Here is a 17,466-nt window from a genome sequence, read left to right on the forward strand (position 1 = left end):
GTTATACTGACAAAAACGGAGAAGTGAGATGGACAAGTCCGGAGGATGCCTGTGCCGCGCAGTGCGCTTTGATGCGCGCAACGTGCCGTCGACCTACGGCATCTGCCATTGTCCGTCATGTCGCCGGTGGACGGGGTCGGCCCTGCTTGAGGTCTCGGTCAAGACCGATGATCTGACATGGTACGGTGCCGAGCATATCGCGACCCGTAAAACGAGCGCCTGGGCCGAGCGCGCGTGGTGCCGGGAATGCGGCACGGCCCTCTATTTCCGCCAGACCAAGCCTGGGGAGTGGTTTGGGGGCACCGATTTGGCGTTGGGTCTGTTTGACGATCCAAACGGCTTTACCCTCACCCACGAGATTTTCGTGGATGAGATGCCGGACAGCTTTGCCTATGCGCATGGCGATCACAAACGACTGACCCGCGCGGATGTGGCGGTGCTGAACCCGGACATCAAGCCGACATGATGCGCCTGATCTACATCATATTGGGCATCGTACCTTTGGCCGCTACGGCGCAGGACGGCGATCTGTACTATCCCCCGGCGGGCTGCACCGGCACGCTGACCGTGCAGTCGCGCAGTTGTATGGTGTCTCACATCTATACTTGTGCGGCGGATCAACCGGGCGAAAGCTGGCGCATTCAGTTCAACGCTGACGGGCCTAACTTCCTGTCCAAGATTGACGCGGAAACGCAATGGCTCGAAAGCTATGAGTTATTCCCGATCCGCCGCGAAGTCTTGCAACAACCCGCGCCTGATCCCGCCAGCCTGAGCGAGTTGCTCAGCACCGGCACCGACGCCTATGACTTTGTGCAGCGCAGCGAGACTGGTGTTGTGCGCGTCGTCGGCTTCGACAGGCTTAGCGGTAATGACGTGGTGATTGACGGCGAACCGCTGCTGGGCACTGAATTTTCGGCCCGGTACGAAGATACCAGCGGCACATATCTGGAGGTGTCGGGGGCCGAGTTCGTATCGGTCAAACACCGCCGGTTTGTGTCCGGTCTGGTGACCCAAAAGTGGACCCGCGACGGGGACACGATCGAGTGGGACCGCACCCCTGTCGACTTCATCTACCCCGGCGAGCCGGGATTTTTTTCCAAGACCCCTCTTTATGATTGCGAGGCCTCATTGGCCAGCTATCGCCCGAACGTGAAAGGATCTGACCAATGACCAAATATGACGCTAACTGGGTGGCCCGCGAGGAAGCCAAGCGCACGTTCATGGCCGAAAATGGTCTCTATTCCAAAGCCGAAGAGCATTCGTCTTGTGGTGTCGGCCTTGTTGTGTCGGTGGATGGTTCTAAAAGCCGGGCGGTGGTTGAAAACGGGATCAAGGCCCTGAAGGCGATCTGGCACCGGGGCGCTGTTGATGCGGACGGCAAGACGGGCGACGGCGCGGGCATCCACGTCCAGATCCCGTGTGAATTCTTCTATGATCAGATCGAGCGGACAGGCCACACGCCTAACCGCGAACAACTGATTGCGGTGGGTCAGGTCTTCCTGCCCCGCACCGACTTTGGCGCGCAGGAAACCTGTCGCACAATCGTGGAAACCGAAGTTCTGCGCATGGGCTATTACATCTACGGCTGGCGGCATGTGCCGGTCAAAATCGCCTGCCTTGGTGAAAAGGCCAACGCGACCCGTCCCGAGATCGAGCAAATCCTGATTTCCAACTCCAAAGGTGTGGATGAGGAAACATTTGAGCGTGAACTGTACGTGATCCGTCGTCGTATCGAAAAGGCGGCATTGGCGGCTCAGGTGCCTGCCCTTTATATCGCGTCGCTGTCGTGCCGATCGATCATCTACAAGGGTATGATGCTGGCCGAGCAGGTTGCCGAATTCTATCCCGACCTGATGGACGAACGGTTCGAAAGTGCCTTTGCGATCTATCACCAGCGCTATTCCACCAACACTTTCCCTCAGTGGTGGTTGGCCCAGCCCTTCCGCATGTTGGCCCATAACGGTGAGATCAACACGCTCAAGGGCAACCTCAACTGGATGAAAAGCCACGAGATCCGGATGGCCTCGGGTGCGTTCGGTGAGATGGCTGAAGATATCAAACCCATCGTTGCCAATGGGTCATCTGACTCTGCCGCGTTGGATGCGGTGTTCGAGGTGTTGGTGCGTGCGGGGCGGAATGCGCCGATGGCGAAGACGATGCTGGTGCCCGAGTCGTGGTCGAAGCAAGCGGTCGAACTGCCACAGGCGTGGCGCGATATGTATTCCTATTGCAACTCGGTGATGGAGCCGTGGGACGGCCCCGCCGCGCTCGCGATGACCGATGGGCGTTGGGTCTGTGCCGGACTTGATCGGAACGGGCTGCGCCCGATGCGCTATGTCGTGACGCGCGACGGGATGGTGATTGCCGGGTCTGAGACCGGCATGGTCCCGCTGAACGAAGCCAATGTGATCGAAAAGGGCGCGCTTGGCCCCGGCCAGATTCTGGCCGTCGATATGCAAGAGGGCAAACTTTACCACGACACCGAGATCAAGGATCAACTGGCCGCCAGCCAGCCCTTCGGCGACTGGGTGGGCAAGATCAAGGACCTTGAATCCGAACTATCGGGCGTGACCGAAACCGCCCTGTTTGAGGGCGATGAATTGCGCCGCCGTCAGATCGCGGCTGGCTATACCATCGAAGAGCTGGAAAGTATCCTCGCCCCAATGGCCGAGGATGGCAAAGAGGCGCTCGCCTCGATGGGCGACGATACCCCCTCGGCGGTTTTGTCCAAGAAGTATCGGCCCTTGTCACACTTTTTCCGCCAAAACTTTTCTCAGGTCACAAACCCGCCCATCGACAGCTTGCGCGAGTTCCGGGTGATGAGCCTCAAGACCCGGTTCGGCAACCTCAAGAACGTGCTGGATGAAAGCAGCAGCCAGACCGAGATCATCACGCTCGACAGTCCCTTCGTGGGCAACGCGCATTGGGCCGACATCACGACGCACTTCAACGCCGATCTGGTCGAAATTGACTGTACGTTTGAGGCAGGACGGGGCGCGTTGAGCGCCGGTTTGGCCCGTATCAGAGCCGAAGCAGAGGATGCCGTGCGCTCGGGCTCGGGTCATATCGTGCTGACGGACCAGCACTCAAACGCCGACAAGATTGCGATGCCGATGATCCTCGCGACCTCGGCAGTGCACGGCCATTTGACCCGCAAGGGGTTGCGCACGTTCTGCTCGCTCAACGTCCGCTCGGCGGAGTGTATCGATCCGCATTACTTTGCCGTTTTGATCGGCTGCGGTGCCACGGTCGTGAATGCCTATCTGGCCGAGGATTCTCTGGCAGACCGCATTGATCGCGGTCTGATCGACGGGACGCTGACTGAAGCCGTTGCGCGCTATCGCAATGCCATCGACCAGGGGCTGCTCAAGATCATGGCCAAGATGGGGATTTCGGTCGTGTCGTCCTATCGCGGGGGGCTGAATTTCGAGGCTGTTGGCCTCAGCCGCGCGATGTGTGCGGAATACTTCCCCGGCATGACCAGCCGCATCAGCGGCATCGGCGTCACTGGCATCCAGACCAAGGCCGAAGAGGTGCACGCGATGGGCTGGGGCGGCACCAACGTGCTGCCCATCGGCGGATTCTACAAAGCGCGCAAGTCGGGTGAGACGCATGCGTGGGAAGCGACCTCGATGCACATGATGCAGACCGCCTGCAACAAAGCGTCCTACGAGATGTGGAAGCAGTATTCGGCCAAGATGCGGTCGGGCCCACCGATTCATTTGCGGGACTTGATGGATATTAAGCCCTTGGGGAAACCCGTTCCCCTGGACGAAGTCGAGAGCATCACGTCGATCCGTAAACGCTTTGTGACGCCGGGCATGTCGCTTGGCGCGTTGTCGCCCGAGGCGCACAAGACACTGAACGTGGCGATGAACCGGATCGGCGCGAAGTCCGACAGCGGCGAGGGCGGCGAGGACCCCGCACACTTCCACCCCGAACCCAACGGCGACAACCCATCCGCCAAGATCAAACAGGTGGCGTCGGGCCGGTTCGGTGTCACCGCCGAATACCTGAACCAGTGTGAAGAGCTCGAGATCAAGGTCGCCCAAGGTGCCAAGCCGGGCGAAGGTGGGCAGCTGCCGGGGATGAAGGTCACCGACCTGATTGCCCGTTTGCGCCACTCGACCAAGGGTGTCACACTGATCTCGCCGCCGCCGCACCACGACATCTATTCCATCGAGGACTTGGCGCAGCTGATCTATGACCTCAAGCAGATCAACCCGCGCTGCAAGGTGACGGTCAAATTGGTGGCATCCTCAGGCGTAGGCACGATTGCAGCGGGTGTGGCCAAGGCCAAGGCGGATGTGATCCTGATCTCCGGGCACAATGGCGGCACGGGGGCTTCGCCCGCGACCTCGATCAAATATGCAGGTCTGCCTTGGGAAATGGGTTTGACCGAAGCGCATCAGGTGCTGTCCATGAACAACCTGCGCGGTCGCGTCACCCTGCGCACCGATGGCGGGTTACGCACGGGGCGTGATATCGTAATGGCCGCGATGCTGGGGGCCGAGGAATACGGCATCGGCACCGCCGCGCTGATCGCAATGGGTTGCATCATGGTGCGCCAGTGCCAGTCCAACACCTGCCCGGTGGGTGTGTGTACTCAGGACGAAGCGTTGCGCGATAAGTTCACCGGCAATGCGGACAAGGTCGTGAATCTGATCACGTTCTATGCCCAGGAAGTGCGTGAGCTGCTGGCCTCGATCGGGGCGCGCAGCATGGATGACGTTATCGGGCGCGCCGATCTTCTGGCGCAGGTCTCGCGCGGGTCCGCGCACCTCGATGACCTTGATCTCAACCCGATGCTGATCACCGTCGATGGCGCGGCGGACATCGTCTATAACCGCGACAAGGAGCGGAACGCCGTGCCCGACACGCTTGATGCGCAGATCGTGCGCGATGCGGCGCGGTTCCTGCAGGACGGTGAAAAGATGCAACTGTCTTACGCGGTGCAGAATACGCATCGGACAGTCGGCACGCGCACGTCGAGCCACATCGTGCGCCAGTTCGGGATGCGCAATACACTGCAACCCGATCACCTGACCGTCAAGCTGACCGGGTCGGCGGGGCAATCACTGGGGGCATTTGCGGCACCGGGGTTGAAACTGGAAGTATCGGGCGATGCCAACGACTACGTGGGCAAGGGGTTGTCGGGCGGCACCATCGTCGTGCGCCCGCCCATGTCGTCGCCCATCGTTGCCTCGGAAAACACCATCATCGGAAACACGGTGCTTTATGGTGCGACGGACGGGTTCCTGTTTGCGGCCGGGCGTGCGGGTGAACGCTTTGCCGTGCGCAACAGCGGGGCGCATGTGGTGATCGAAGGCTGCGGATCGAACGGGTGCGAATACATGACCGGCGGCGTCGCCGTGATCTTGGGCGAGATCGGCGCGAATTTCGGTGCCGGCATGACGGGCGGCATGGCGTATCTTTATGACCCCGATGGCAAGGCCGAAGCGTTGATGAACATGGAAACGCTTGTGACCTGCCCGGTGACGGTCAATCACTGGATGAGCCAGCTTGAAGAACTGCTGGAGCGGCATCTGCGTGAAACCGGCAGTGTCAAAACTGCCGATATCCTTCAGCATTGGGACACGGAGCAGCAGAATTTTCTGCAAGTGTGCCCGAAGGAAATGCTGGTGCATTTGCCTGCCCCACTCAGCCACGAAGCGGGTGCGATCCCGGCCGAGTGACGGTTTACTTGTCGGGTCGGGCTGCCATCTTGGTGGCCCGATCCCGACTGCCGACATGGGTGTTTTCAGCCAAAATGTCAGCGACGCGGGTGGGCATCGTGCCCAGCTTGTGCGCGATCACATGATCAGCATCGCCGGACCATTTGAGCAGCCACACAAGGGCCGCATCTGTCGTGTTCAATGCGCGAAACTGTGGGGCGATGGCGCCGGGCTGCGCGCTGGTTGTTGGGTCGATCATCTCCTGACTCCAAAAGCGGTTGCGAATGACCCAAGGCTAGCCGAGATCTTTGTTTTGCGTTAGCAATTAACGCTCTGTTTTTAAGTCGAGTTTTCTGAAAAGATGGTGAATGAATGATTGCAGGCTGGCATCGCCACCGCATCGCCTTATCTGTTCGCGCATGCGGTACATCCTTTTCATTCTTTGCATCTGGCCGACCATAGCGCTGGCTGACCCTCCTCGTGTGTTGGCCATTGGTGACAGCATTCTGGCCTGGCACAAGTGGACGGGGCGCGACATCCCATCTGTCTTTGGGACGGCCTTGGGTGGCGAGGTCGAAAATGATGCGGTTGCCGGCGCGCGGTTTTCCAACACGTCGACCTTGGGCCGGGCCGTCGGTTTTGATGTGCGCGCACAGTTTCGGGATGGGCCTTGGGATGTCGTTCTGATCAACGGCGGGGCGAATGATTTTCTGACTGATTGTTCCTGCAACGACTGCACGTCGGTGCTGGATGGCTTGATCACCGCAGAGCTGACAGGTGAGGTGCCGGCCTTTCTGGCCGAGGTGCTGGCGCGCGAGGTCGATGTGATCTGGATGGGATATTACGCGAGCAGCCGGTCGGGGCAATTCACAGGATGCAGACCCTATTTGGTGGAATATGACGCGCGGCTGGCTCGGTTTGCGGCAGCCACCCCGCGATTGACGTTTCTGGATAGTGAAGCGGCGGTTGATCCGGATCTGCGCGACCTCTTTGCCTTTGATGGGATCCATCCCTCTCCCGAGGGGGCGCGCAGAATTGGCACATATCTCGCCCAATCGGTATCGGACTAGTTCACACATCGTGCGGCGCTGCCTATAGCTTGGTGCATGGCAAAACCTCGCAAAACCCGCACCAAAAAGAGTAAGGCAAAGCGCCGATTTCGGCCCATGTGGTGGCTGACCCGATGGGCTGTGCGGGTGTTCAGTGTGGTGTTTTTGATCGCCGTGGCGGGGACCGTGTTGTGGTCGGTGCTGAACCCACCCACGACGCTTTACATGATGCAGGAATCACGTCGCCTGAACGGCGTGGATCATGAATGGGTCGCTATTCAGGAAATCGCTCCGATCATGGCCCGGGCGGTGGTGGCGGCAGAGGATGCGAACTTTTGCCTGCATTGGGGTTTGGATATTGTCGCGATCCGCGCTGCCATTGACGAGGGCAGCAGCCGGGGGGCATCGACCATCAGCCAGCAGGTCGTCAAGAATGTGTATCTGTGGCATGGGCGGTCGTGGGTTCGCAAAGTGATGGAAGCCGCAATGACCCCTTTGGTCGAAGCGATATGGTCCAAGCGACGTATTCTCGAAGTGTACCTGAACGTAGCGGAGTTTGACGAAGGCGTGTTTGGGGTCGAGGCCGCCGCGCGCCATTACTTCGGCGTAGGGCCCGAAGCGCTCAGCAATGTGCAGGCCGCGCGGTTGGCTGCGATCCTGCCCAATCCCAAGGGCCGCTCGGCCAGCAACCCCTCATCTTATGTCCGCAAGCGGGCGGCATCCATCCTCGATGGTGCGGCCACGATCCGCGCGGATGGGCGTAATGCGTGTTTCCAGAGTTGAAAATCCGGCCCGCGCCGTGCATGCATGCCTGACCTACTGCCTGACTTCGGATTATTTATGGCCCGCCTGTTTCACGTTCCGCTCTCTCCGTTCTGCCGCAAGGTGCGCCTGAGCCTCGCCGAGAAGAAGATTGAGGTCGAGCTTGTCGAGGAACGCTATTGGGAGGCGGACCCGGACTTCCTGCGCCGAAATCCTGCGGCCAAAGTGCCGGTGCTGCGCCTTGACGGGCTGATGATGTCTGAGAGTGCCGCGATTTGCGAGTATATAGAAGAGACACGGCCCGAGCCGTCCCTGATGCCGTCCGATGCGGCGGGCAAGCTGGAAGTGCGCCGCCTGATCGGGTGGTTCGATGACAAATTCCATAACGAAGTCACCTCAAAGCTACTATACGAGCGGGTCAACAAAAAGGTGATGGGCCAGGGCTTTCCCGACAGCCGCAATGTCAAAGACGGGGCAAAGGCGATCAAGTATCACCTCGATTACATGCAATGGCTGCTCGACCATCGGCGCTGGCTGGCGGGTGATGTGATGACCCTGGCGGACTTCGCGGCGGCGGCGCATCTGTCATCGCTCGACTACATTTCCGACGTGGATTGGAACCGGTCGGATGTGGTCAAGGACTGGTATGCCAAGATCAAGTCGCGCCCTGCATTCCGGTCCATTCTGGCCGATCAGGTGCCCGGCTTCCCGCCGCCAAAACACTATAACGATCTGGACTTCTAGAGGCCGGCGTCCGACAGGGGCGCTGCCCCAGACCCCGGGGTTTTTTTGGAAAAGCGAACACAGACCCTGAAAGAGCGGATCGTGGAGCGTGCCCTTGACGAAGGGTTTGTGATGGCGCGCGTGTGCCGCCCCAACGCTGTGCCCGAGGTGGCGGATCGCCTCGCCGCATTTATCGCACAGGGGCGCCACGGTCAGATGGGATGGATGGCGGACCGGATGCAGTGGCGGTCCGATCCGTCTGCGCTCTGGCCTGAGGCGCGGTCGATCTTGATGCTGGCCGAAAGCTATGCACCCGAACATGATCCGCTGGCGGTGCTGGAACACCCCGCGCGAGGTGCTGTGTCAGTCTACGCACAGGGGCGCGATTATCATGACATCGTCAAGAAGCGGCTCAAGCGGCTGGCCCGCTGGATGATTGAAGAGGCGGGGGGCAAGGTAAAGGTTTTCGTCGATACTGCCCCTGTGCCGGAAAAGGCGCTCGGGCAAGCCGCTGGTCTGGGCTGGCAGGGCAAACATACCAACCTCGTGAGTAGAGATTGGGGCAATTGGGCCTTTTTAGGGTCTGTTTTTACCACACTCGACTTGGATGTAGACCCGCCCGAGGTGGACCACTGCGGGTCGTGCCGAGCCTGCCTTGATGTGTGCCCCACCGACGCGTTTCCCGCGCCTTATCAATTGGACGCACGCCGGTGCATCTCTTACCTGACGATCGAACATAAGGGACCAGTCGACGTTGCCCTGCGCTCGTTACTGGGCAACCGGATTTACGGATGCGATGATTGTCTGGCGGTCTGCCCTTGGAACAAGTTTGCGGTTGCGGCCAGCGATATGCGCTATCACGGAGCGGTCGGTGCGCCGCCTTTGGCAGAATTGGCCGCTCTGGATGACGCCGCGTTTCGAGCACGGTTCTCGGGGTCGCCGATCAAACGCATCGGGCGCAATCGTTTTGTTCGCAATGTCTTGTATGCAATCGGAAATTCCAATGACATGAAATTGGCAGCTGTCGCGCAGGGCCTGTGCGAGGATCCGGATGAAGCGGTTGCGGACGCAGCACGATGGGCCGTGACGCAATTGAGCGCGACTGGTCGCAAATAGGCGCACTATTCATTGCCAAAAAAGGGGACGGGAATGGCGGTGATCTTGGGCGTCGATACGGGCGGCACCTATACCGATGCGGTGTTGATGCGCGATGAAACCGAGGTTTTGGCGCGCGCCAAGGCGTTGACGACGCGCCACGACCTTGCCGTAGGCGTAGGCGCGGCCGTGCGTTCAGTCCTTAACGAGGCCGGAATCGCGCCTGGTGCCGTTGGCATGGCGTCCTTGTCCACGACCTTGGCCACCAATGCGCTGGTCGAGGGGCAAGGCGGACGGGTGGCGCTGATCTATGTCGGGTTCCGGGCGCAGGATCTGGAAGCCCAAGGTCTGGCTGATGCGTTGAAAGGTGACCCTGTCTGCCTCTTGAAGGGGGGGCACCGGCATGATGGCACAGAAGCGGTGCCATTGGATGAAATCGCCCTATTGGCCTTTCTAGAGACACATAAATCAAAGGTCAGCGGCTTTGCGGTGGCATCCCAATTCGCCACCCGCAACCCCGCCCATGAACTGCGCGCAATGGAACTGGTGCACGAGGTGACGGGTCGGCCCGTATCCGCATCGCACCAATTGTCAGCTAAGCTGGGTGGTCCAAAACGGGCGTTGACGGCCGTTTTGAATGCGCGCCTGATTGGCATGATTGATGCGCTTATCGGGCGGGCAGAGGAAGAATTGCGCGTCATCGGGATCGAGGCGCCGATGATGGTGGTGCGCGGTGATGGTGCACTGATGTCTTCTGCGCAGGCACGCGCGCGACCAATTGAGACCATCTTGAGCGGGCCGGCCGCCTCCATCGTTGGTGCGCGGTGGTTGACGGGGGCCGATCATGCGTTGGTCAGTGACATTGGCGGGACGACCACAGATGTTGCCATGTTGCGCGATGGACGACCCGAGATTGACCCTGACGGCGCGCGGGTTGGCCCTTATCGGACGATGGTTGAGGCTGTCGCGATGCGCACCACCGGTCTGGGCGGCGACAGCGAAGTGCATTTTCTCAGCGAGGGTTTGGTGGGCGGTGTTTCATTGGGGCCGCGCCGGGTGGTTCCGGTTTCATTGCTCGCGCACGAAGCCCCCGATGTTGTGTTGCCTGCACTTGAGGCGCAGGTGCGCGCGACCACGCCGGGCGAACATGATGGCCGTTTCGTGCGCGCGGTGGCGGGCGTTGGCATGGATGGATTGGCTGAGCGTGACGCCGCCCTCTTGGACCGGATCGGTACGGGGGTGCATCCACTGGCGGCCGTATTGCGCACCCGCATGGAGATGGGCGCGCTCAAGCGTTTGGTGGCGCGTGGTTTGGTTCAGGTTGCCGCACTGACGCCATCCGATGCGTGTCATGTTTTAGGCGAATTGACGGCTTGGAATGCAAATGCAGCCCATCTTGCCTGTCAGTTGTTCGGACGGCGACGCACCGGGTCTGGCGATGTTTTAGCCTATGACCCAATCGTCCTGGCGCAGCGCATCGTGGATCAATTGAGGGACCAGACAGCCATCGCGTTGCTTGAGGTCGCGTTGGCGCAGGACGGGATGGACGAAGGTCTAGCCCACCACATTCTGATGCAAAAGGGACTGAACGGGCACGCCGGCGCAGTCAGGATCGCGACCGGTCTGAACGTGCCTGTCGTCGGCCTGGGGGCCTCCGCCGCAACCTACTATCCTCGCGTTGGGGTGCTGATGGGTACGGACATGATTTTGCCAGCAGACGCAGGTGTTGCCAACGCGATTGGTGCGGTCGTTGGGCGTGTCGTCGTACGGCGGAGCGGCTCTGTGACCGCCCCAAGCGATGGTCTGTTTCGAGTGCATCTCGAGGGTGGGCCAGTAGATTTTGCCGCCTCTGACGCCGCCCTTGCGCGGCTCGAAAGCGTGTTGCGCGCGCAAGCGTGTGAAGCGGCGGAGGCAGCGGGTGCCGCGGAGATCGAAGTCTGGGTCGACCGCGACATCCGCACGGCCAAGACAGAAGCGCGGGAGGTTTTCGTAGAGGCGACCCTGACCGTTGAAGCGACGGGTCGACCGCGTGTGGCGCGGTCCCAGACGTAAGAAAGGCGGGCACATGGCCCGCCATTTCCTGGTCTTATTGATGTGGTCGTTAGACCGGGGGACGACCCCGCACTGCGCGGGCGACCATAGCCACCACGAACAGTATCAAAAAGACCACAAACAGGATCTGCGCGATACCTGCCGATGTGCCAGCGATTCCGCCGAACCCAAGAAGTGCCGCAATAACCGCGACCACAAGAAATGTAATTGCCCAACCAAGCATTTGTTCATCCTTTCCATGTTTATCATGTTCTGGATAACAAACACGAAACGGTGGAAATGGTTCCACGTGTCTTGGCCGCCCCTATTCTGCGGCGCGTTTGGGCAGCACCCAATCGGGTCTGACAAAGTGACATGTGTACCCGTGAGGAATACGCTCAAGATAGTCTTGATGCTCTGGTTCCGCTTCCCAAAAAGGGCCCACGGGTTCAAGCTCGGTCACGACTTTTCCGGGCCATATGCCAGACGCATCGACGTCCGCAATTGTGTCTTCGGCCACCGCCTTTTGAGCGTCATCCACATAATAAATGGCCGAGCGATAGCTGAGCCCACGATCATTTCCCTGCCGGTTCAGCGTGGTTGGATCGTGGATTTGAAAGAAGAACTCCAGGATGTCGCGATAGGAGATGATGGCCGGGTCAAAGACGATCTCGATCCCTTCGGCATGGGTGCCATGGTTGCGATAGGTCGCATTGGGCACATCCCCCCCCGTATAGCCGACGCGGGTGGATATGATGCCGGGCTTCTTGCGGATCAGATCCTGCATCCCCCAAAAACACCCACCGGCCAGAACTGCCCGTTGCTCGCTCATGCGACATCCTCCAATTGTTCGATATAGTCCCCGTAGCCTTCCGCCTCCATGTCATCGCGATGTACAAACCGCAGTGAGGCCGAGTTGATGCAATACCGCAGGCCGCCCCGGTCACGTGGGCCATCGGGAAAGACATGCCCGAGGTGGCTGTCCCCATGTTTGCTGCGGACCTCGGTGCGGATCATGCCAAGGCTGGCATCCCGCAACTCTTCAACATGGGCGGGTTCAATCGGTTTGGTGAAGGATGGCCAACCACAGCCGGATTCGTATTTGTCGGACGACGCAAACAGCGGCTCGCCCGATACGATATCGACATAAATGCCGGGTTCCTTATTGTTCAGCAGTTTTCCTGTGCCGGGCCGTTCGGTCCCACTTTCCTGTGTGACGTGGAATTCCTCGGGTGACAGGGTTGCGATCACATCGGGGTCTTTAAAAAATTTGGTCATGGTCTGTTCCGATCTGGTGCGTTGCCCTGCGGCGCGGATAGGTCCGCACGCGGGGTCTCCCCATATTTAGGTGTCGTTTGGTCAAAACAAAGGTGCAGACAAGTATTATGCACCGCATGGTCGGTTTCAACGAGGTCCGGCAAACAGGCCACGCGCCGTCGGCCGCTGTCGAGCCAATGCAACGTAGATGCTGGCAGATGCCTTCGTCAGCTTTCTAAGATGCTGGTATGGCTGTGGCACATGGGGCCGGGTCTTGTGTGCCATACCCCTCGACCCACCTCGCTGCGATGGTGCGAATTGCGGAGTCGTCACCATTTGCAAGCGCAACGCGCAGGGATCGCATCGCGGATGCGACCTCGATCTCACTGAGATGCTGTTCGAAGGTAAAGAATATCTTTTTGTGAGGTGTCGGGACCAGCGCTGTGTTGAGTGTCAGCTCCTCGGTCAGTTTCTCGCCCGGTCGCAGGCCGGTGACTTCAATCGCTATATCACCTTCGGGGTTCTGTGCGTCGCGCACCGTGAGTCCCGCGCTCTCGATGACCTGGCGGGCCAGATGTTCGATCCGCACAGGCTTGCCCATATCCAACACAAACACTTCGCCACCTTGTGCCATTGATCCGGCGCGCAGAACAAGATGCACAGCCTCTTGCACCGTCATGAAATACCGCGCCACGTCGGGGTGTGTCAGGGTCAAGGGGCCACCGCGCCGAAGTTGCTCTTGATACAACGGAACGACCGACCCGGATGATCCCAGAACATTGCCAAACCGAACCGTTGAAAAGATTTGGCCGCGCGGCGTGGTGATCCGGTGCGCGTGATCCTGCACGATCAGTTCGGCCAGCCGCTTGGACGCGCCCATGACATTTGTTGGTCGCACCGCCTTGTCGGACGAGATCAGGATAAACCGCTCAACCCCCGCCTTGGCCGCAAGCGAGGCCAGAGTGTGCGTGCCCAACGCGTTGTTGGACATGCCCGACGATGGGTTTTCTTCAACCAGCGGGACGTGTTTGTAGGCGGCGGCATGCAGCACGACCTGCACATTATGCCGCTCCAAAGCGCGGGCAATATCCACCGGTTTCGTGACGCAGCCGAGTATCGGAACCAATTCGATTTTGCTGTCCCGCACCACTGGGTCAAGTTCCCGATGGATCTGGTACAAAGTCAGCTCACTGTGATCGAATAGGACAAGTTTGGCCGGCTGGCATTCCAACACCTGACGGCACAACTCGGACCCGATGGAGCCACCAGCGCCCGTGATCAAGACGGTGCGCCCTGCATAGGCCTGTGCCCCCTCAAACGTCCCCCGATCCACGCCTGTGACCTCGTCGCGCCCAAGAAAACGGCGTGGGTTGAGCGGCTTGAGTTTTTCCACCAGCGCCTCTTCCCCGATCAGTTGCGAGAACGAGGGCAGCGTTTGTACCTCAAGGCCCATGTCCTGCAAGCGCCGGGCGATCTGCATCTGTTTGGGATGGCTTTGTGAGGGGATCGCCAAGAGGACCCGGTCAATTTGCTTGTCTGCGGCAAGGTCGGCAATGTGCACCGGGCTGTGCACCGGCATCCGCAAAACGCGCAACCCATGCAGCGCCTGATTGTCGTCCACAAATGCAACGGCTTCGATGACCTTGTGATTGCGCAGCGCCGACGCCAGTTGCATGCCCGTCGCGCCCGCCCCGTAGATCAAAACCCGGCAGCGGGTTTCATTGCGCCGATAAAGCCACAGCACGATCTGCAGCAAGATCACCCGGCTGAGGATCGACGCCACAAAGAGTGCGATGCCGAATGTAATCTGGGTGTTGAGCGCAAGTGCATCGCGACTGACCGCACTTAGCGCCATCGACGCGACCATCAACAAGGCTGCAAAGATCGCGGTGCGCGCCACCGTGTCCGCAAAATCGTCGCCAAGCGTGCCACAGGACACGTTCAGCCAGAACGACACCGCGCCTGCCGCGATCAGCAGGTAGGGCAGTACAACGATCAGGCGCCTCACGTCATACCCGGTCGCCGATGTCAGCCCCATCGCAAACAGCATGACCACCGGCACAAGCGCCGCATCAAACCCCGCCAAAATGCTGCGCTTGTGCAAACGCGGCAGTGATGTGAGCCCCGACAGCATTGCGCCCTTTCAGCCTGACAAATGTTTCACGTGCCTTGATCGTTAGGGCAAAGGCGTAAGCAATTCGTTTACAAAGCCGCACGGCGCGTCATCGACGCCGAAACACAAATGCAATCGTTTGAAAAACAATACTGAAATCGTAGCACGTGCTTTGATCCCGCTGATAGATCATGTCCAATCGAGCCTTGCGCGGCACACAAATCCGGGCATAGAGCGCGTCCGTTTCCTCTGACGTTTTGCACCGCGCGAGCAGCTTGTCTTCGTGGCCATGCATGACCACGCTGGCCAAACCCGTGACACCGGGGCGCGACTGCAAGACGGCCGCGTAGGTTTCTGGAAACCGCTCAACATATTCGCGCAACGGTGGGCGCGGCCCGACAAAGCTGAGATCGCCGCGCAGAATGTTCCAAAGCTGTGGAAACTCGTCCAGGCGTCTGGCGCGGAGTTTGGCCCCAAGCGGGGTAATCCGATCTGCCTTGTCACCGCCGGACACGCCTTTGTCTTTATCCGTGTCGATGACGCTCATGGTGCGGAATTTCCACAGCCCAAAGCTTTGCGTAGGGGTTTTCATCCGTTCGGCGACGTAAAATAAAGGCCTGCCTTGTTTGCGCCAGATCACCCACATCAGACACAATATGACCGGCCCAAGGATCACGACCAGCAGGCTGGCAAAGAATAGATCAAAAAGCCGTTTGCGCCACGTCATATGTCTGGCCCTTCGCGCCAATCCGCAACAATGCCCTGCGCGGTGCGGTCGGAGACCGCGAAAGAGGTGAGGGTGCACAGCAATGTCGTATCCAGCGTCACGTCTGCGATGGCTGTGCTTGGTGCGGGTCGTGCAACCCATTCAAGCCCGGCCGCGTCAAGCAACGCCCCCATCAATACCGCACCCGGTGCGGCGACGTTCACAACACGCGGCGCATCACGCAGATGCACGAGGGCACCCAGACTGCGGGCCAGCGCGGTTGGCCCGATGTAGCTGCGCCTTGGCGTGCTGCCATCCGCGAACGTATCGAGGGTAAAGCCCGGCCTCCACCCGCCCAGAATGGCATCCGCCCCCGCAAGGTTCCCGACCCGCATGATGGTACACGGGTGGGTGTGTGCGACTGCGACCTGCTCCATTGCGTGTTTGCCATGTCCGTAGGGGGTAAGCGGCGCGGGTTGTCTGTCTTCGGTCAGGGGGCCGGTCTGATCGCCGTAAACGGCTGCTGTCGACATCAGAAACACGCGGCCCGCACCTGCGGTTTGCGCGGCGTCCAGAACGCGGTGCGCCAGATCGGCGTTCAGCGTCTGAGGCACATCGCTGCGGTGGGTCACACCGGCAAGGTTCAACACCGCATCCGCGCCATGCAATGTGGCGCAAAGCGTGGGTGTGTCCGTGATATCAACGTCGTGTCGCGTCGCCCACATGGCAGAGCCCGTCCAGCGGGGGCGCAGAAAGCGCCCGACCTTGCTGTCGGCACCCAGGATGACAATCCGCATCTCTCAGGGCACCGGGATGGCAAGCGCCTTGGGAACCAGCGCGTTGATCTGTCGGATATGCTCGGGCAGGCACACGGTGTGAAAGTCGTATGTCTTGACAACGTGTTGCCGGGCGGCGTGCCCGATATGGGCAAAGGATTTGGGCGAAGCGAGAACCTCGGCCACCTGGGCCGCCAGCGCCTCTGGATCGAAGAAATCGACCAACAGACCGGTTTCGTTATGGGTCATGGCCTCGCGCACGGGGGCCACGTCACTGGCGACGATCACGGCTCCCATCGCCATGCTTTCAAGCAGGGACCATGACAAGACAAAGGGCATCGTCAGGTAAATGTGGCACGTGCTGATCTGGATAATCTTCTGGTAACTCTCGTAGGGCACCTGCCCCAGAAAATGCAGGCGATCCCAGTCGATCAGATGGCCAACCTCGGCCTCCATCTCTCCGCGCAAACCGCCGGGATGCTTGGACTTGCCGCCATAGGATGCGTCGTTGCCGCCAATCACCAGAATGCGCGCGCCCGGTCGTGCCTTCTGGATGCGGGGCACGGCGCGCATGAACTGGTGATAGCCGCGCGTGGTCTCAAGATTGCGTGCCATGAAAGTCACAACCTCGTCCTTGGCGGTCAGGGGGCGGCCAATGCGGCCAAGGCTGATGGTCGCCTTCTTGTTCGGCTTCAGTTTGTCGGTGCGGATACCGTCGTGACAGACATAGATCTTGTCATGAAAGCTTTCGGGAAAGCGGTTGCGCTGCCACATGGTCGGGCTGTGGGCGACATCCACGACCTCGATATTCATCAATGGCACGACGTTATGGCCGTGCATGAGATAGGGGGCGTGGTCACTGGGCGGGCTTGCAGGGTCAAAACCGACAGGGCCGCCATGCACTGAATAGAAATATTCGAAAAACCCGATGATCGGCACGTCGGGCAGCACCTCGCGAAAGAACGTCATCTCACCCCACCCTACATGGCCGATGACGATATCCGGGGTGAACCCTTCCGCCACCAACGCGCGCAGGGCCGTGACCGCGCCAAAACCGTTGCCGGCCGCATTCTCCCATGTGCGCGACAGCCCATAGGCCTTTTCATCCGCCTTGTGGTGCGTTTTGTAGACGACACTACGCACCCCCTTGAAGGTGGGTGCCTTGACGCGCTGGGTCAGGAAGACAATCTCGTGCGTGCCTAGCGCGCCAAGCCACTGGATCAGCTCGCGGTACTGACCGGGCATGTTCTGGTGCACAAACAATAGCTTCATAACGTCC

16 protein-coding genes are annotated in these 17,466 nt (G+C 60.0%); 8 read left to right on the forward strand and 8 right to left on the reverse strand.

The genetic code is table 11. The features are described from left to right. The first annotated feature begins 28 nt into the window (after positions 1 to 28). The 3 genes from Q0908_RS05460 to gltB are packed head-to-tail and all read left to right on the forward strand — an operon-like array spanning position 29 to position 5,696. Complete coding sequence (locus tag Q0908_RS05460; RefSeq protein WP_299281646.1) at positions 29 to 466, forward strand: GFA family protein; 438 nt, start codon at positions 29 to 31, stop codon at positions 464 to 466. Further along, positions 463 to 1,170, forward strand: coding sequence for a hypothetical protein (locus tag Q0908_RS05465; protein WP_299281648.1), 708 nt, complete (start codon positions 463 to 465; stop codon positions 1,168 to 1,170). The genes Q0908_RS05460 and Q0908_RS05465 overlap by 4 nt, the downstream gene beginning before the upstream one ends. Beyond that, positions 1,167 to 5,696 (forward strand): glutamate synthase large subunit, encoded by a 4,530-nt coding sequence (gltB, locus tag Q0908_RS05470; RefSeq protein ID WP_299281650.1) that lies wholly within the window; start codon positions 1,167 to 1,169, stop codon positions 5,694 to 5,696. The genes Q0908_RS05465 and gltB overlap by 4 nt, the downstream gene beginning before the upstream one ends. Positions 5,697 to 5,700: 4 nt before the next feature. Here gltB and Q0908_RS05475 read toward each other — a convergent pair whose 3' ends face one another. Next, positions 5,701 to 5,934 carry a hypothetical protein gene (locus Q0908_RS05475; RefSeq protein WP_299281651.1) on the reverse strand — a complete coding sequence of 78 codons (234 nt, stop codon included), beginning with the start codon at positions 5,932 to 5,934 and terminating at the stop codon, positions 5,701 to 5,703. 160 nt (positions 5,935 to 6,094) lie between these two features. Here Q0908_RS05475 and Q0908_RS05480 point away from each other — a divergent pair, with 160 nt between their 5' ends. The 5 genes from Q0908_RS05480 (at position 6,095) to Q0908_RS05500 (ending at position 11,356) form a co-directional block, all read left to right on the forward strand. Then, positions 6,095 to 6,745: an SGNH/GDSL hydrolase family protein gene (locus Q0908_RS05480; protein ID WP_299281653.1), complete on the forward strand. Its 651-nt coding sequence runs from the start codon at positions 6,095 to 6,097 to the stop codon at positions 6,743 to 6,745. Between the two features lie 96 nt (positions 6,746 to 6,841). Then, the gene (gene mtgA, locus Q0908_RS05485) at positions 6,842 to 7,507 is read left to right on the forward strand and encodes a monofunctional biosynthetic peptidoglycan transglycosylase (RefSeq protein ID WP_299281654.1); all 666 of its coding nucleotides are present in this window, start codon (positions 6,842 to 6,844) and stop codon (positions 7,505 to 7,507) included. A 57-nt stretch (positions 7,508 to 7,564) separates the two neighbouring features. After that, a complete protein-coding gene (locus tag Q0908_RS05490) occupies positions 7,565 to 8,230 on the forward strand; it encodes a glutathione S-transferase family protein (RefSeq protein WP_299281656.1) in 666 nt (221 codons plus the stop codon). An 81-nt stretch (positions 8,231 to 8,311) separates the two neighbouring features. Further along, positions 8,312 to 9,325 carry a tRNA epoxyqueuosine(34) reductase QueG gene (gene queG / locus Q0908_RS05495; RefSeq protein ID WP_299281657.1) on the forward strand — a complete coding sequence of 338 codons (1,014 nt, stop codon included), beginning with the start codon at positions 8,312 to 8,314 and terminating at the stop codon, positions 9,323 to 9,325. Positions 9,326 to 9,358: 33 nt separating this feature from the next. Next, positions 9,359 to 11,356 (forward strand): hydantoinase/oxoprolinase family protein, encoded by a 1,998-nt coding sequence (locus Q0908_RS05500; RefSeq protein WP_299281659.1) that lies wholly within the window; start codon positions 9,359 to 9,361, stop codon positions 11,354 to 11,356. A gap of 49 nt (positions 11,357 to 11,405) precedes the next feature. Here the strand turns inward: Q0908_RS05500 and Q0908_RS05505 are convergent, their stop codons facing one another. From Q0908_RS05505 to Q0908_RS05535, 7 genes are all read right to left on the reverse strand, one after another. After that, positions 11,406 to 11,579, reverse strand: coding sequence for a DUF1328 domain-containing protein (locus Q0908_RS05505; protein ID WP_299281660.1), 174 nt, complete (start codon positions 11,577 to 11,579; stop codon positions 11,406 to 11,408). Positions 11,580 to 11,660: 81 nt separating this feature from the next. Then, positions 11,661 to 12,167 carry a peptide-methionine (S)-S-oxide reductase MsrA gene (msrA, locus tag Q0908_RS05510; RefSeq protein ID WP_299281661.1) on the reverse strand — a complete coding sequence of 169 codons (507 nt, stop codon included), beginning with the start codon at positions 12,165 to 12,167 and terminating at the stop codon, positions 11,661 to 11,663. Then, complete coding sequence (gene msrB / locus Q0908_RS05515; protein ID WP_299281663.1) at positions 12,164 to 12,613, reverse strand: peptide-methionine (R)-S-oxide reductase MsrB; 450 nt, start codon at positions 12,611 to 12,613, stop codon at positions 12,164 to 12,166. Before msrB ends, msrA begins: the two co-directional genes overlap by 4 nt. A 214-nt stretch (positions 12,614 to 12,827) precedes the next feature. Continuing rightward, a complete protein-coding gene (locus Q0908_RS05520) occupies positions 12,828 to 14,726 on the reverse strand; it encodes a nucleoside-diphosphate sugar epimerase/dehydratase (RefSeq protein WP_299281664.1) in 1,899 nt (632 codons plus the stop codon). 88 nt (positions 14,727 to 14,814) lie between these two features. Beyond that, positions 14,815 to 15,432 carry a sugar transferase gene (locus Q0908_RS05525; protein WP_299281666.1) on the reverse strand — a complete coding sequence of 206 codons (618 nt, stop codon included), beginning with the start codon at positions 15,430 to 15,432 and terminating at the stop codon, positions 14,815 to 14,817. Next, positions 15,429 to 16,208: an NAD(P)-dependent oxidoreductase gene (locus Q0908_RS05530; protein ID WP_299281668.1), complete on the reverse strand. Its 780-nt coding sequence runs from the start codon at positions 16,206 to 16,208 to the stop codon at positions 15,429 to 15,431. Before Q0908_RS05530 ends, Q0908_RS05525 begins: the two co-directional genes overlap by 4 nt. 3 nt (positions 16,209 to 16,211) lie before the next feature. Continuing rightward, positions 16,212 to 17,459 (reverse strand): glycosyltransferase family 4 protein, encoded by a 1,248-nt coding sequence (locus Q0908_RS05535; protein WP_299281670.1) that lies wholly within the window; start codon positions 17,457 to 17,459, stop codon positions 16,212 to 16,214. Positions 17,460 to 17,466: the final 7 nt, after the last annotated feature.

Source organism: uncultured Tateyamaria sp., assembly GCF_947494755.1.
Taxonomy (GTDB): domain Bacteria; phylum Pseudomonadota; class Alphaproteobacteria; order Rhodobacterales; family Rhodobacteraceae; genus Tateyamaria.

What these genes read in the sequence shown, in the direction of transcription:
- mtgA (WP_299281654.1), top strand. Translation starts at nt 6,842, where the DNA reads ATGTGGTGGCTGACCCGATGGGCTGTGCGGGTGTTCAGTGTGGTGTTT.
- Q0908_RS05520 (WP_299281664.1), bottom strand. Translation starts at nt 14,726, where the DNA reads ATGCTGTCGGGGCTCACATCACTGCCGCGTTTGCACAAGCGCAGCATT.
- Q0908_RS05530 (WP_299281668.1), bottom strand. Translation starts at nt 16,208, where the DNA reads ATGCGGATTGTCATCCTGGGTGCCGACAGCAAGGTCGGGCGCTTTCTG.
- gltB (WP_299281650.1), top strand. Translation starts at nt 1,167, where the DNA reads ATGACCAAATATGACGCTAACTGGGTGGCCCGCGAGGAAGCCAAGCGC.
- msrB (WP_299281663.1), bottom strand. Translation starts at nt 12,613, where the DNA reads ATGACCAAATTTTTTAAAGACCCCGATGTGATCGCAACCCTGTCACCC.
- Q0908_RS05525 (WP_299281666.1), bottom strand. Translation starts at nt 15,432, where the DNA reads ATGACGTGGCGCAAACGGCTTTTTGATCTATTCTTTGCCAGCCTGCTG.
- Q0908_RS05465 (WP_299281648.1), top strand. Translation starts at nt 463, where the DNA reads ATGATGCGCCTGATCTACATCATATTGGGCATCGTACCTTTGGCCGCT.
- Q0908_RS05535 (WP_299281670.1), bottom strand. Translation starts at nt 17,459, where the DNA reads ATGAAGCTATTGTTTGTGCACCAGAACATGCCCGGTCAGTACCGCGAG.
- Q0908_RS05505 (WP_299281660.1), bottom strand. Translation starts at nt 11,579, where the DNA reads ATGCTTGGTTGGGCAATTACATTTCTTGTGGTCGCGGTTATTGCGGCA.
- msrA (WP_299281661.1), bottom strand. Translation starts at nt 12,167, where the DNA reads ATGAGCGAGCAACGGGCAGTTCTGGCCGGTGGGTGTTTTTGGGGGATG.
- Q0908_RS05490 (WP_299281656.1), top strand. Translation starts at nt 7,565, where the DNA reads ATGGCCCGCCTGTTTCACGTTCCGCTCTCTCCGTTCTGCCGCAAGGTG.
- Q0908_RS05475 (WP_299281651.1), bottom strand. Translation starts at nt 5,934, where the DNA reads ATGATCGACCCAACAACCAGCGCGCAGCCCGGCGCCATCGCCCCACAG.
- Q0908_RS05480 (WP_299281653.1), top strand. Translation starts at nt 6,095, where the DNA reads ATGCGGTACATCCTTTTCATTCTTTGCATCTGGCCGACCATAGCGCTG.
- Q0908_RS05500 (WP_299281659.1), top strand. Translation starts at nt 9,359, where the DNA reads ATGGCGGTGATCTTGGGCGTCGATACGGGCGGCACCTATACCGATGCG.
- Q0908_RS05460 (WP_299281646.1), top strand. Translation starts at nt 29, where the DNA reads ATGGACAAGTCCGGAGGATGCCTGTGCCGCGCAGTGCGCTTTGATGCG.